This is a genomic window from Pseudoalteromonas sp. SG44-1, from assembly GCF_014164315.1.
Taxonomy (GTDB): Bacteria; Pseudomonadota; Gammaproteobacteria; order Enterobacterales; family Alteromonadaceae; genus Pseudoalteromonas; species Pseudoalteromonas rhizosphaerae.
In genome coordinates, this window is sequence record NZ_JACJEW010000009.1 from 115,641 (window position 1) to 130,809 (window position 15,169).

At 40.0% G+C, this 15,169-nt stretch carries 12 protein-coding genes; 7 read left to right on the forward strand and 5 right to left on the reverse strand.

The genetic code is table 11. The features are described 5' to 3' along the window. Nucleotides 1-3: 3 nt before the first annotated feature. The gene (locus H5187_RS06430; protein WP_182784062.1) at nt 4-1,194 is read right to left on the reverse strand and encodes an acyltransferase family protein; all 1,191 of its coding nucleotides are present in this window, start codon (nt 1,192-1,194) and stop codon (nt 4-6) included. Nucleotides 1,195-1,492: 298 nt separating this feature from the next. Here H5187_RS06430 and H5187_RS06435 point away from each other — a divergent pair, with 298 nt between their 5' ends. Beyond that, nucleotides 1,493-3,091, forward strand: coding sequence for a sensor domain-containing diguanylate cyclase (locus H5187_RS06435; RefSeq protein ID WP_259401710.1), 1,599 nt, complete (start codon nt 1,493-1,495; stop codon nt 3,089-3,091). A 66-nt stretch (nt 3,092-3,157) separates the two neighbouring features. Continuing rightward, nucleotides 3,158-3,871: a M15 family metallopeptidase gene (locus H5187_RS06440; RefSeq protein ID WP_182784064.1), complete on the forward strand. Its 714-nt coding sequence runs from the start codon at nt 3,158-3,160 to the stop codon at nt 3,869-3,871. Here H5187_RS06440 and H5187_RS06445 read toward each other — a convergent pair whose 3' ends face one another. Then, nucleotides 3,872-4,372, reverse strand: a complete 501-nt coding sequence (locus H5187_RS06445) for a hypothetical protein (protein ID WP_149980362.1) — start codon at nt 4,370-4,372, stop codon at nt 3,872-3,874. A 122-nt stretch (nt 4,373-4,494) separates the two neighbouring features. Here H5187_RS06445 and H5187_RS06450 point away from each other — a divergent pair, with 122 nt between their 5' ends. From H5187_RS06450 to H5187_RS06460, 3 genes are all read left to right on the forward strand, one after another. Next, a complete protein-coding gene (locus H5187_RS06450) occupies nt 4,495-8,502 on the forward strand; it encodes a rhombosortase-dependent M36 family metallopeptidase (RefSeq protein ID WP_182717343.1) in 4,008 nt (1,335 codons plus the stop codon). 365 nt (nt 8,503-8,867) lie between these two features. After that, nucleotides 8,868-9,077 (forward strand): cold-shock protein, encoded by a 210-nt coding sequence (locus H5187_RS06455; protein WP_058559473.1) that lies wholly within the window; start codon nt 8,868-8,870, stop codon nt 9,075-9,077. 196 nt (nt 9,078-9,273) lie between these two features. Further along, nucleotides 9,274-9,945, forward strand: coding sequence for a transporter substrate-binding domain-containing protein (locus H5187_RS06460; RefSeq protein ID WP_310736217.1), 672 nt, complete (start codon nt 9,274-9,276; stop codon nt 9,943-9,945). 4 nt (nt 9,946-9,949) lie between these two features. Here H5187_RS06460 and H5187_RS06465 read toward each other — a convergent pair whose 3' ends face one another. The 3 genes from H5187_RS06465 to udk form a co-directional block, all read right to left on the reverse strand. Next, nucleotides 9,950-10,669, reverse strand: a complete 720-nt coding sequence (locus H5187_RS06465) for an ABC transporter substrate-binding protein (RefSeq protein ID WP_182739355.1) — start codon at nt 10,667-10,669, stop codon at nt 9,950-9,952. A 193-nt stretch (nt 10,670-10,862) separates the two neighbouring features. Beyond that, nucleotides 10,863-12,215 carry a NupC/NupG family nucleoside CNT transporter gene (locus tag H5187_RS06470; protein ID WP_182739356.1) on the reverse strand — a complete coding sequence of 451 codons (1,353 nt, stop codon included), beginning with the start codon at nt 12,213-12,215 and terminating at the stop codon, nt 10,863-10,865. A gap of 18 nt (nt 12,216-12,233) precedes the next feature. After that, complete coding sequence (gene udk, locus H5187_RS06475) at nt 12,234-12,863, reverse strand: uridine kinase (RefSeq protein WP_149980367.1); 630 nt, start codon at nt 12,861-12,863, stop codon at nt 12,234-12,236. Nucleotides 12,864-13,054: 191 nt separating this feature from the next. Between udk and H5187_RS06480 the strand changes: the two genes are divergently transcribed. Together H5187_RS06480 and deoD are read left to right on the forward strand one after the other, a co-directional pair. Next, nucleotides 13,055-14,287, forward strand: coding sequence for a phosphopentomutase (locus H5187_RS06480; protein WP_182717346.1), 1,233 nt, complete (start codon nt 13,055-13,057; stop codon nt 14,285-14,287). Then, complete coding sequence (gene deoD, locus H5187_RS06485) at nt 14,287-14,994, forward strand: purine-nucleoside phosphorylase (protein WP_182797661.1); 708 nt, start codon at nt 14,287-14,289, stop codon at nt 14,992-14,994. The genes H5187_RS06480 and deoD overlap by 1 nt, the downstream gene beginning before the upstream one ends. Nucleotides 14,995-15,169: the final 175 nt, after the last annotated feature.

The window sequence follows — 15,169 nt, forward strand, 5'->3', positions numbered from 1 at the left end:
ACATTATACTTTCCAAAAAATCCCGCGTTTATAGCACGCATACATCACTAGATAAGAGGCGAGTAAAAATAGCAACGAATAGCTAAAAGAGCCTAAATAATTACCAAATAGCGGTTGTAATACTTGATTAAATATAGCACCTTTTAAACTTGTATCAGCCACTGGGATCATAATTAAAATACGCGCTACGATGCCAGCAAACATAAAGAACAAAATAGCGTTAGCGCCAAACACTAAAAACGGCGCACTCCACAAGCGAACTTTACGAATATCGAGAATATAGCTACACAGTGCATAGCATAACATCGCTAGTCCTGAGCTGATTATTACATAGCTTGGTGTCCATAGTGCTTTGTTTATTGGTATTAAAAGTGAAAGTAAGCACCCGCAAACAATGCTTGTAATAGCCACTAGGGTAAATATTCTGACTTGTTTGCCAAGGTTTTTTTCAGTGCTTATATAGTATCCGCATAATATTCCTGATAATGCCGTTGCAATTGCAGGTAAGGTTGAAAGTATTCCTTCTGGATCAAATGCTAAAGGTTTTGCTGTGGCATAGTAAACATGATTTGCACCGAGCAGTAAATTATCAAGCCAAGCGCTGAGGTTATTACCATGCAGCCACAGCCCTTTAACGATTTCACCGTTAGGCAATGAATAGGGCGTATATATCATTAACGCGCCGTACCCGATGAGTAAGCTCACAAAAGTAAGCGCAATATACTTTGGTTTTATATAAAGGTAACAAGCTAAGGCAATCAGATAAACTAGACCGATGCGTTGTAAAACGCCCATGATCCTAATACCTGCTAAACGTTCATCTAGCCAGCTGAAATTAGGATCGCGAAAATTATAGTAAAACAGGGCTAAAAACCAACCTAATGCAATTAGCTTTACCGTACGCACTACACCAGATCTGAGTATACTTTGTTTAGTAATTCCTTTTGCCTGCATGGCATTAACCGATAGGGTGATCGACATCCCAACAATAAAAATAAAAAATGGGAAAATTAAATCAGTGGGTGTTAGGCCATGCCAATCAGCATGTTTAAGCGGCCAGTACATATATAACCAATTCCCTGGGTTATTGACTAGAATCATCGCAGTGATAGTGAGCCCTCGCAGTACATCTAAGGCGAGCAAACGATGACTGGGTAATTGTGACAATATATTCTGGCAGTGATGTTTAACCATAATGTTCTTTTATTTGTTATTTGTTTTTTAATTGTAATAATTTATTCGTTTTGCGCAAGGTAAATTTTCTTCGCTTATTTTGTTAAAAGCGCAAACAGATAAATTGATTTTTCTATGGGGAAACAGCAATCGCTTAGCGCCAGCGATTAGAACAAGTAAATGTTAATAAATACACTGTTAATTTGCGCTAAATCAAGTTTAGAGCGGATTGAGTTGTCGGTTGTGAGAGTAACTTGCTAGTATGGGTTGTTTACATAACCGCCAAGGAAATACAAGGCCAGCATAGAGAAAAACTATTTTGCGAAGCCTTAAGAATATCAACCTTGATTTAAAAAAGTTAATCTTGTTTTTAGCTATTTCAGTGACTGTGATCACCTTTCTAAATGGCTTTTATTCCAGCTACCAAGTACAAAAACAGCAACTACAATCACAAACCTTAAAAAACCATAATGCGTATGCCGCTAAACTTGTCTCTGCCACTGACCGGTTTCTACTGGCTGCTCAGCAGCAACTCGCTTATTCAGCAAAAATCCTTGCTATCCAGTTTAATGATGCAAACACTCTCGCACAAGAAACGCAGCGACTTCGGTTGCAAACTGATAGCTTTAACTCAACGGTTGTCGTTGACAAAGATGGCGTAGTTTTGGGGCTCTCGCCATTGAGTCTAAAGCTCAAAGGACAGCTATTAGAAAGTGATGGCGCAAAACAAGCGTTAGCGAATAAAAAGCCAATGATCAGTGAGCCTTATATTTCTGCGGCAGGGAATCTCATAATATTTATTTCGCATCCGATATTTAACTCTCAAGATGAATACCTTGGTTATATAGGAGGGACCTTGTATTTAAAGCAAAAAGGGATTTTACATGATTTGCTACAACTACATTTTTATAAAGACGGTTCTTATACTTATGTTGTTGATAAGAATAGGCGCTTACTTTATCACCCTGATGTTGCTCGGATTGGTGAACAAGTTTTTGGCAATCCAGTGATCGAAGCGGTGCTAAGAGGTGAAAGTGGCACTAGGCAGTTAAAAAATAGTCAAAACATTGTCATGCTGGCAGGTTATGCACCATTAAAAAGTGCCTCTTGGGGCATTGTCACACAACGACCATTAGGCGCTACATTTGCGCCACTAGATGGTTTGATGATGAATGTTCTATATCGAACCCTGCCAGTAGGGTTGGCAACTTTTATATTTATTTGGGTGCTAGCTCGATTAATTTCACAGCCTTTAAGGCAACTTGCAGAAACGGCTAAAACACTTGATAACCCGTCAACTTCGCAACAGTTAAAGCAAGTGCGGTCTTGGTATTATGAAAGCTCTGAACTGCGTTTAGCTATGCTAAAAGGAGTCGGCTTATTACAAAACCAGATTGGTCTATTACAGCATGAAGCACAAACAGATCCACTTACGGGCTTACATAACCGACGTAGCCTGGAGTTCATGTTAGATCAATTAACTTTACAGCAAACGTCTTTTACTGTGCTTGCTATCGATATTGATTTTTTTAAGCGTGTTAATGATGAGTTTGGCCATGATATTGGTGATATTGTTTTGCAATCGTTGGCTACAATTATTGTTGATGTAACCCGTGAAAATGATTTTGTTGCACGTACGGGAGGAGAGGAGTTTATTGTTATATTACCAAATATTAACGCCAAGTCAGCTTATCTACTTGCGGAACGATTACGTATGCGTGTATCAGAAACAATCATCGAACCAGTAGGAAGTATCAACATATCAATAGGTATTTCTGGCTGGCCACTGATGCAATTGAGTGTTGAAGAGATACTCAAACAAGCGGATCAGGCTTTATACAAAGCGAAAAAAACGGGTCGTAATCGATGTATTATCGATTCTCAGTTTATCCAATCTGAGTTTGTCGAACAGCAATAATTTATTGGCAATGGCTTTTAACTATGCAATATTACTAGCCTGTTTTTAATGTTATAGGCTACTACAATGTTGTTAAATATCAGTTTTAAACTAATATCACTGCTTGGAATACATGCTTTAAGCAGTACAGCAATTGCCCATGACGCTAACGCTAAATATCCCGACCCAGCTCAAAGCTATCGTAGTGAGTTTGTTGATGTGGCAACGTTAATACCAACTGCATTCTTTGATATCCGCTATTTTAGTGGGCAAAACTTTGTCGGTAAACCAATCGAAGGTTATAACGCACCTAAATGCTTATTACATAAAACGGCAGCCGCAGCGCTGGTAAAAGCGCATTCTCAGGCGGAGCAAGCAGGTTATAATTTTAAAATCTATGATTGTTATCGGCCACAACGTGCCGTTGACCACTTTGTGCGTTGGGTTAACGACGCAACTGACACAAAAACTAAAGCAGCGTATTACCCTAATTTAGGAAAAGACCAGTTACTCGGTGATTATATCGCAGCTAAATCAGGCCACAGCCGTGGTTCAACCATTGATTTAACTTTGACAGATAGTCAAGGCAAAGCATTAAATATGGGCTCATTGTTTGATATGTTCGATACCATTTCAAATACTGACGACCCGCGTATAACGCAAGACCAACAAGCGAATAGGTATAAACTGAAAAATCTTATGCTTGCCGCTGGATTTTCACCTTACGCAATGGAGTGGTGGCACTTTACCTATCAGCCGCAAGCCTACCCGAATACCTATTTTGACTTTGTGGTCGAGTAATTAAAACTGCTCCTCAATGGGTGAATAATTAATTGCGATTTCAATAGTATCAATAACGGTATATTGCTTTAAATCACTTATTGTTGATTTCAAGTCGGTATTTTTATCGACTAGGAATTGATAGGTGTGCTTGGTAATTTTTTTTGTGTTGTACGTACTTTTGAGTGCTAGCGGAATATCGTCGCTTTTCAAGGTGATAAACACGGCTCCAGTGACAATTCCTTGCTCCGATGTCGCGTGATTATGGACAGTTGTTCCTTTAAGTAATTTATCCGTTTTATAGCTAATCTTTTCCCCGTTATTATTAATTGAATTGCTAACTAAAAGTGTTGTTTCTACATTCTTTAGTTTTTGTGAAGTATTTAAAGCTACTTCTTGAGCTTTTTCATTGCTAGTATTGATGCTGTTTTCGGTACTATCAGTTAGTGTTTCATTTTTTTTACATCCACTTATTAGTGCGATTGTAATTATAACTAGCTGTAATTTAAAGTTATTTGACATATTTGAAATTTCCCCATTTACCTTTGTTTACATTTGGCTTTCTTTGGTTAACATCATTAGTGTACATTGTTCTTGGTTATGAATGTTAACCAAATTAAAATTATAACAACAGGGGATTATTAATGTATCAATTTAAAGTAACGGCCGTTGCTTCGATGGTTACGGCTATTTTGGCATCGACTCAAGTACAAGCTACTGAGCAAACTCGATTTTTTAATGCGCCAAGCGTCAGCTCTCAAGTTCAATTTAATCCACAAATAACCCAGCAACGTGCATTAGCTGAACGTAGAACAGTATCGGGGCATGATTCAATTTTTGATGCTCAGCTTGGCAAGGCAACGTTTCTTTGGCAAGCCGTTGGTCAAGCAAAACCTAATATGTCAGTTGTTTTACCTGAACAAAGAAATGCATACGCTGCAGATTTTTATTTAAATGCTTTAACCGGTTTCAGTACTAGTAAAAAAGGGACGTCAAACGCAGTTCTTGCAGATTTATCTAAACAAAAAAGTGGTTCTGTAACGGCTAAATATAAACAACAAGTTCATGGCGTAGAAGTTTTTAATCGTGAATATAACCTTATCATGGATAAGGAACATAACTTGGTGGCAGGATCAGGCTATTTTGCTAACACAAGTGCAAATACTAAACGTTCATTAGCACCATTAGCTGATTTTGTTGGTGCTGAGCAGAGCATTAAACAAGCGATTAAAAAGCTAGCAGATATTAATGTATCCCTTACAAAATCAACTGAACAAGGCGATTACGTTAAATACACTGTAACTAATCAAAGTGGTGATAAAGTTGTAGTTGGCCAGCCGCGCGCTAAAAAAGTATTCTTTGAGGTTAATGGTCAACTTGAATCAGCTTATTATGTTGAAGTTGAAGTCGCAGATAAGAACAGTTTAGAAAGTGACTACTTCAGCTATGTTATTGGTGCAAAAAACAGCAAAGTATATTTCAAAAAAGACCTGAAAGCGCATGCTGCTGATTTTAACTACCGTGTCTGGGCTGATGCAGATGGTTACCCATGGGAAGGCCCACATGGTGATGTTATTCCTGCTGACGGTCCTGATCAAACAGATGAAACCGAAATCCTTGATGCACCGATAGTGAGCCTTTCTTATTACAGTAAGTTAAGCACCATGGATCCATGGCTTACTGATGATGCTACAACTACATCTGGTAATAACGTATTTGCATATGCCGACGTTATAGCACCACAAGGTTTCACTGAAGGTGACTTCACTGCTGAAACAACCTCAGATTTTACATTTGATTACCCCTATCAAGTTGATCAAGTCGCAAACAGTTACGACAATCGCAAAGCGGCAATTGTAAACTTATTCTACATGAATAACTTTTTGCACGACTTCTTCTATGATCATGGTTTTGATGAAACTTCGAATGTAGCTCAGCTCTCTAACTATGAGCGCGGTGGCATTGAAGGGGATCCTATTGAGGCTCAAGCGCAAGATAATAGCGGTTTAGATAATGCTAATATGGCAACACCAGCTGATGGTGCAAGTCCACGTATGCAAATGTATTTGTATAATAGTAAAGACGCAAAAGTAGGCACAGACTTTGGTGTGGTTGTAACCTCTGACGCAACTATTGGAGTTCTTGAGTCTTCTAAAGTCTCGGGCTTTGGGCAATTCCAATTTGCTGATGTTACAGCTGAAGTTGTACGTTTGGTTGATGGTAATGACACTGATTCAGGTAGCGTTTTCGATGGCTGTGAGCCTGCAACTAATGGCGCAGAGTTAGCTGGAAAAATTGCCCTAATTGATCGTGGTTCGTGCAACTTCACAGCAAAAGTTTTACATGCTCAAGAAGTTGGAGCAATCGGCGCAATTGTTGTAAACAACGTTCCAGACACTGATGAGCCTGCGGCTATGGGCGGTGAAGATGATGCGGTGTTAATTCCTAATATGGGTCTTAACTTTGCTGATGGTCATCTCATGTATGACTCTATAAGTGCTGGTAATACAGTTACTGTTAATATGTTCAATAATGCCAAGTTAAAAGATGGCACACTTGATAACGGTATTATTGCTCATGAATGGGGCCACTATATTAGTAACCGTTTAGTTGGTAACTCTGCGGGTCTAATTAACTTCCAAGGCCGTGCAATGGGTGAAGGCTGGGGTGATTTCCACTCCCTGATGTTTATTGCTAAAGCTGATGACATCAACATCACAGGTAACGACAAGTTCCAAAAAGCATACGGCAGTGGTACGTTTGTTGAAGACTTCTACTATGGTATTCGTCGTGTACCATACTCTACAAATAAAGAAGTTAATCCGCTTTCATTCCGTCACATTACTGAAAATGCAGGTGCAGATGTAGGCATTTCACCAACAAGTGTAGCCTCTCCACATGCTGCGGGTGAAATTTGGGCGACTATGCTTTGGGAAAGTTATGTAGCATTAATCAATGAACATGGTTTTGAAGAAGCACAAAATCGCATGGCTAACTACCTTGTTGCAGGCTATAAATTAACACCAATTGCGCCTTTATATACTGAAGCACGTGATGCGATATTAGCGGCGGCATACGCTGTTGATACCAAAGATTATGAGCTTATTTTAGGTGCATTTGCTAAACGCGGCATGGGTTTAGGTGCTGTAGCGCCAGATCGTTTCAGTGAAGATTTAACGGGCGTTGTAGAATCTGACAAGATGGAACTGGCTAGCTTTAACCTCAAAGATGTGGCTATTGATGCAAACTACAATGGTGCAGAGCTAGGCTTTTGTTCAAATGACGGTATTGTCGATAAAGGTGAAACGGCCACATTAACTGTGAGTATTACAAATACTGGTAGTAAAATGCTTACTGGTACGCAAGCTCAACTGACTGTGGTCAGTGATCATGATGTGACATTTGAAAATGATGGTTTAGTTACATTTGCTGACACAATGCCATTTTCGACTGCAACGAGTTCACCCCTTAAGTTTACCTTAAATGAATCAGGTACAGCTGAAAACTTAGAAATTGAAGTATCATTCCCAGAGTTATCTGCTGACGATGAAATTGTTGAAGCTGCCACTGAAAAAGTTACTTATTCGGTCAACATGGCTTTTAAAGAAAAACAGCCAGTCGGCGCGCAAACTATGGATAACATGGAAGTAGCGAGAGCATCATTATATGATCTAAAAGAAAATGTAATGATCGGTGGTGATTTAGCTAAAGGTACACAAAGTATGGCAGCTGATGATAATGTTGCCTTTTTCAACAGCTTTGGTTTTGAGCTTGGTGAGCAAACGATGTTCTTGCAGAACAACGATTTCCAATCAGATGTAGCGATAGAAACTAAAGGATTTGATATTGGCTTTGCAGGTGACTTTGAGGTGTCATTCTGGCATTTTTATCGTATTGAAAACGAGTGGGATGGTGGTGTTGTTGAAATTAGCGTCAATGGTGGTAGCTGGGTTGATGTGACTGAAATGGGTGGTACATTTAATCGTGGTTACGATGGTCCGTTAATTGAGAATGACTCCCAAGCTATCCAAGAGCGTGATACGTTTACAGGTAACAACATCAATCAGGATAACGTATACGGTAACTACGAAACAATTAATTTTGGTAGTGAACTCAATGGTAATAGAGCAAAACTACGCTTTCGCCTTTCATCAGATGGCGCTGTTGGTGATTTAGGATGGTGGATTGATAACCTTACATTTAACAATGTAACAACGCCAATCTTCTCAGCAGTAATTGCTGGCGATGCAGTCGCATGTGATAACGCAGCTCCTATAGTAACAGTTACCGGTGAGTTAGGTATTAAGGAATCAGTAACCAGTACTTTAAATGCTGTAGCCACGGATAGAAATGCAGATGAACTCACTTATGCATGGACACAAGTAAGTGGCACAACCGCAACACTATCTAATGCAGATACTGCGGTACTTAGCTTTACTCCAGGCGCAATCACAAGCGACGAAGAAGTCGTGTTCGAAGTTGCGGTCAGTGATGGCACCGTATCGGTTACCGAGCAAGTAACGGTTGCCGTAAGCAACGAAGCAGAACCTGTGGTTGAAAAGCCCAAATCGAAATCAAGTAGCGGTAGTCTAGGCTTCTTGATGTTATTACTTACTCCATTAGCAATATTTGGTCGTCGCCGTAAGCGTTAATCATAATATTAGTAACGATTAAGAAAAGCCCTTGCAGTTAGCTGCAAGGGCTTTTTTATTGGTCGTATTTACAAGCCATTATAAAAACGCATGTTACCGCTGCGTGCTGTTTTTTAGTTTTGAATTTACTACAGGTTGGCTCATGACTGAGTATTTATATATTAATTAATAAAGGGGTTGACATAACTTATTAACCCTGTATAGTTTGCTGCAGCTAGAAAGAAAGCATGAAAGCTATAAATCTCCATTTCGATGTTGTATAAGTAATACTTGTAGTACCGTCCTGAAGTTTTTAAAGTACCATCTCATTTTTTGCTACACCGCTCATTAGAGCAATTATTTTATTTTTATATCAGGATATTACAATGTCTAACATCGTATCAGGTACAGTTAAGTGGTTCAACGAGTCTAAAGGTTTTGGTTTCATCGAGCAAGAAAATGGCCCAGACGTTTTCGCACATTTCTCAGCAATCAAAAGCGAAGGTTTCAAAACTTTAGCTGAAGGCCAACGTGTAGAGTTCACTCTTTCACAAGGTCAAAAAGGTCCACAAGCAGAGAACATCACTGCTGTATAATTTTACCTTTTAGGTAGAATAAAAAAAGCAAGCTTAGGCTTGCTTTTTTGTGTCTGAAAATTGACGTAACTTGCTCCCCCTCCTATTCTTTATCTATTATTATTATTCTGTAACGAGATAGATTATCTACCGATTACTCATCCTAGTAATTAGCCTTGGATTCACATTTACTTGCATTGCAAAGCCAACAATTACTATTTTTACTGAACAGTTTCCCCCTTATAATTTTTCGAATAAAGGGCAGCTGCAAGGGATTAATTTAGATATTGTGCGTACGTTGTGTGAGCTTTCACAAGTGGAGTGCAAATTTGAGCTGTTGCCTTGGGCAAGGGCATACGATTTAGTGCAAAAAAATCAGCTCTCAGGGCTAGTATCAACCGCTCGCAGTGCTGAGCGAGAAGATTTATTTTACTGGGTTGGCCCGCTGGTTTCTTCGCGTACATTTTTTTATCGCCTTCGTGATAACAAACACATTAATCCAACTGATATTACTCAAGTTAGTGCATACACCTTAGGTGTCGTTAGAGGCAATATTTATGAGGGGGTAGTGGAGAGTATTGGTTTCCAACAAGATAAAAACTTATTAAAAGTAGCTCATCACTATGAGTATATGAACTTATTTTTTAAAAATAAAATCGATTTAATTCTCGGCTCAGAGTTTGCCTTAGATTACCAACTACAGCAATTTGGTCACGGTGGTAAAGAAGTCGTCCAACTTGTTGAGCTGCCAGTAAATACATTACAGGGTAATTATTTAGTTTTTAATAAAGAGATGCCTATCGAGATAGTTGAGCGCTTCAATGAGCAGTTAGAAAAACTCAAAGCGGTGGATAACTTTGATGCTTATCGGCATCGTTATGTAAAATAGCTAATTAATTAGCCGTTATTAATTGACGGTATTTTTCAGTATTTTTAACCTTTAAAAAAGCCTGCTGCAGTGCCTTTATAATATCTTCATCAGTATTAATATTTGCAGCTAAGTAACCAGCTACTGCCAGTCCTTCTATGGCATGTACGAACGTCAGTGCGTTAGCATTGATCGCTAGCTGCTCACTCATTGAAGCTAGATAATTAGCATCGTCTACTACCAGATCAACTTTTCTTGCTAGTAGTAACTGATATGACTTTTGAATATCAGTGGTCAGCAATACTTCGAAACCACGTTTTACTAATACTTGCGATGCAAGGTCATGGCGCTGTACGGCAATTTTATATTGCTTGGCTTGCTCTGTATTATCAAAGTTAATATCACTGCGCTCAGAGAGTTTTACAAAGCCCATTTCAAACTGTGCTACTGGCCCAATCCAATGAAACAGTGTTTCGCGCTCCGTAGTGCGTGCCATACTGTAAATTAAGGTGTTGCTATTATTAACCGCCATTTTATAAGCACGTGCCCAAGGGTACATGTTGATTGGGGCATTGAGCTTAGCCTCTAAAATAATCATATTTACTAACTCAGTACTATAACCAGTTACCTGATTATTCAGCAAAACTTGATTCGGCGGTGACAACTCGGTCACAACCATTAAGTTTTGATTTGCAGTACTATGGACACTGATACAAAGAAGTAGCAGGTTAATAAATAGCCGCATTTATTTTCTCTTTTTGACGATAGAACTTTGAGTATAGCAATAACTAGGAAAAGTATTATGAAAGTAAACAGTGAATTAAAAACGATAAAAGGGCCATAAAGGCCCTTTGTGAAGTATCGTTCAAGTAAGATAAGTCTTTAACCCCTTAAAGGCTTATCCTATTGTTTTGCAACTAAGGTTCATCTCAAAGTTTCTAAGCTAGCGAGAGGAAAAAACCTGCAATTGCGGCGCTCATAAGGTTAGCCATAGATCCTGCTAACACTGCTCTGAGCCCTAAGCGTGCGATATCCTTTCGCCGACTAGGCGCCATACCGCCTAATCCACCTAGTAAAATGGCTATCGATGATAAGTTAGCAAACCCACATAACGCGAATGTGACAATCGCTTGTGTGTGCGCACTTAACGTATCGCGATAATTCATAAAGTCTAAATAAGCAACAAACTCATTGACTACTATTTTTTGACCAATAAAGCTACCGGCTATAACTGCTTCACTCCACGGTACGCCAAGTAACCAGGCAACCGGAGCAAAGATATAACCTAAAATCATTTGTAACGTTAAAGAGCTTATCCAAGCACCCGTGCTATTTAGCGAATCACCAATGGAGTTAAATAAACTTGCGATTCCATCTATTACCTCCCAGTCACCAGCAGTTTTATATAATAAATGACTGAAGTTAATTGACCAACCGCCGATGCTAGCCAATAAACCTCCAATGCCGCCAAACAAACCATTTAATAAAGCTATTAAAGCAACAAATGCTAATAGCATTGCACCTACATTTAGTGCTAAATGCATACCGTTTGCTGCCCCTGATGCTGCTGCATCAATTACGTTAACCGGCTTGTCTTCGTCAAGCTCTAAATCAGCTAAAGTATCTTTTGGTGTTTCGGTCTCTGGCACAATCATCTTGGCCATTAAAAAACCACCCGGCGCTGCCATAAAGCTGGCTGCAATTAAATATTTAAGCTCTACACCAATAATCACGTAACCGGCCATAACTGAGCCTGCTACGGTGGCTAAACCACCCACCATAACAGCAAACAACTCTGACTTAGTCATGGTTGCTATAAATGGTTTTACAATCAGCGGCGCTTCTGTTTGGCCAACAAAAATGTTCGCAGTCGCTGAGAGCGACTCAGTGCGTGAGGTTTTTAATAGCTTTTGTAAACCACCGCCTAATATTCTTATTATCCAATCCATAATGCCAATGTGATAAAGCACTGCAACCAATGCAGAGAAAAACACAATAACGGGTAAAACTTGTACGGCAAAAATAAACCCTAAGGCATCTTGGCTAGCAAGCGGACCGAATAAAAATGCTATTCCGTCATTTGCAAAACCAATTACCGATGATACGGCTTTTGACATGCCAACTAATGCATTTTTGCCTGCGTCTGAAAACAGGACAAAACCACCAATTATAAATTGCAGGGCAAAAGCGATACCGACAGTTCTTAAACTAATTGCTTTGCGATTTGTCGAAGCCGCAAATGCAATGCCTAGCAGCATACACATGCCGACTAAGCTCATAAATGTTGTCATCTTTGCTTATTCCCGTTGTTATTTTTGCAGTAAATATTTTATTTTACTTTTAATTATATCAATCGCAACACGATTCATACCACCACGTGTAACCACTAAATCAGCATTGTGCTTTGAAGGCTCAATAAACTGATAAAACATCGGTCTCACTGTAGCTTGATATTGTTCAACAACGGACTGTAATGTTCTGCCTCGTTGCTCCATATCACGTTGCATACGGCGCATCAGGCAAATATCAAGCGGTGTATCAATAAACACTTTGATATCAAATTCTTTACGTAGCGCTTTATCACTAAGCAATAAAATCCCTTCAACTATGAGAATTTCTGCTGGCATCACAGTGCGTGTTTTGTCACTGCGAGTATGCTGCGCATAATCATAGGTAGGTACTTCTACCGCTTCGCCATCACGTAACTGTGTTAAATGCTTACACATTAACTCATGTTCAAACGCATCAGGGTGGTCGTAATTCGTTTGCGTACGATGATCAAACGGCAGATGCGATTGGTCTTTATAGTACGCATCTTCTTCAATCACGGCGATGGCGCCTGGTTCAAGCTCATTTACCAATTCATTGTAAATTGTTTGGCTAAAAAGAGATTTGCCAGACGCAGAAGCGCCAGCAATGGCTATTATTGTTCGTGTCACTAAAGTTCTCATCCACACAGAAGGATACATTGTTGGTAGATCACAATAGCAAAAAAGACACGAATAATCTCTCTTGCTTCGCTTTAAGGGGTGAAATTTATAATGTTTAGGTTTTATGAAACAGGACTTATGTCCTGTACGTTAAAAAGCACAAAAATATAAAGTAGCTACATTGGATAATCGAGGTGAGTATGGCAAGAGCAATTATATTAATGGCAGATAGCCTAGGCATAGGTGCAGCACCAGACGCTGATAAGTTTGGCGACGTGGGCGCAAACACTTTTGCACATTTGCTTAAAGCATACTTTGAAGAAACCGGCGAACGGCTATCACTACCTAATTTATCGTTATTAGGTTTAGTTGATGCATGTGAAGCTGCAGGCAACGAACCGTGCCTTGTTAGCGACCGCCAAACACCGATTGCTGCTTGGGGTTACGCTAAAGAGCTTTCTAGCGGTAAAGATACCCCATCAGGTCATTGGGAAATGGCCGGTGTACCGGTGTTATTCGATTGGGGATATTTCCCTAAAACACAACCGAGTTTTCCACAACAGTTAATTGACGAGCTGATTGCTCGTACCGGTATCCCGGGGATTTTAGGTAATTGCCATGCCTCGGGTACTACGATTTTAGAACAGCTAGGTGAAGAGCACATAAAAACAGGTAAACCAATCTGTTACACCTCAGCTGATAGCGTGTTTCAAATAGCCGCGCATGAACAAACTTTCGGTCTAGAAAAACTTTATCAGGTCTGCGAAATCACACGGGCGCTGCTTGATGAAATGAACATAGGACGAGTGATTGCGCGGCCATTTTTGGGTTCCAATAATCAAGACTTTGCCAGAACGGGCAATCGTCGAGATTATTCAGTGTTACCGCCAGCGCCAACATTGCTAGACAAACTAGCCGATGACGGTGGTGAAGTGATTAGCATAGGGAAGATATCTGACATCTATGCGCATCAAGGGATCACCCAAAAACACAAAGCCCCAGGCTTACAAAACTTGTTAGCAAAAACCACTGAGGTAATGGCATCAGCGCCAGATCACAGTTTGATATTTACTAACTTAGTTGATTTTGATGAAAAATTTGGTCATCGCCGCGACCCTGTTGGGTATGCAAAAGCGCTTAAACAGTTGGACGATTACTTACCAACGATACTTAAGCAGCTTAAAGCCGATGACGTACTAATTATTACGGCGGATCACGGTTGTGATCCAACATTCCCGGGCAGTGAGCACACCCGCGAATATGTGCCTGTACTTGCTTATCAGGTAGGGCTTGAAAATACTCCGCTTGGTGAACGTGCTAGTTTTGCAGACATAGGTCAAACACTTGCCCAGTGGTTTAACTTACCTGCACTTGAATATGGCGATGGCTTTATTGATAAGCTTAACGCGCTAAAAGTAAAAGGAAACGAATAATGAGTACTCCACATATTGACGCAAATAATGGCGATTTTGCACAAACGGTATTAATGCCGGGTGATCCATTACGTGCGCAATACATTGCTGAAAATTTTCTTGATGATGCTGTAAAAGTAACCGGCGTTCGTAACATGTATGGTTTTACTGGCACTTATAAAGGTAAACCAGTAAGCATCATGGGTTCTGGTATGGGCATTCCATCAATGTCGATTTATGCACGCGAACTAATCGTCAGCTATGGCGTTAAGAACCTTATTCGTATCGGCACCTGTGGTGGTATTGGTAGCGACATTAAAATTCGTGACGTTATTTTTGCACAAGGCGCAAGCACAGATTCAAATGTAAACCGTGCGCGTGTACGTGGTTATGATTTCTCAGCAATTGCTGATTTTGATTTACTATTAAACGGCGTTAATGCAGCAAAAGAGCTAGGTATTAAAGCGAAAGTGGGTAACGTATTTACCACCGATACCTTTTATCAAGCCGATAACAGCTTTTATCAAGAACTTGATAAACTAGGTATGTTAGCGGTAGATATGGAAACAGCCGGTTTATACGGTGTTGCTGCTGAATATGGCGCAAAAGCCATGGCATTATTTACCGTAAGTGACCACGTGATCACCGGTGAAGCAACCCCAAGTGAAGAGCGTCAAAGCACTTTCAATGAAATGGTTAAAATTGCGCTTGAGTCAATCGAAGCGTAATAAACAACAAGTTCCTTGGTAACGTATTCACTCGTTTGGAGACACGCCCAAATACAGTGAGACTAACCTCCAAAGCCGCCTAGTTAAACTAAGCGGCTTTTTTTGTGGGGAAAAGTTAGCGAGGGTAAAGTTAGCGAGGGGAAAGTTAGCGAGGGGAAAGTTAGCGAGGGGAAAG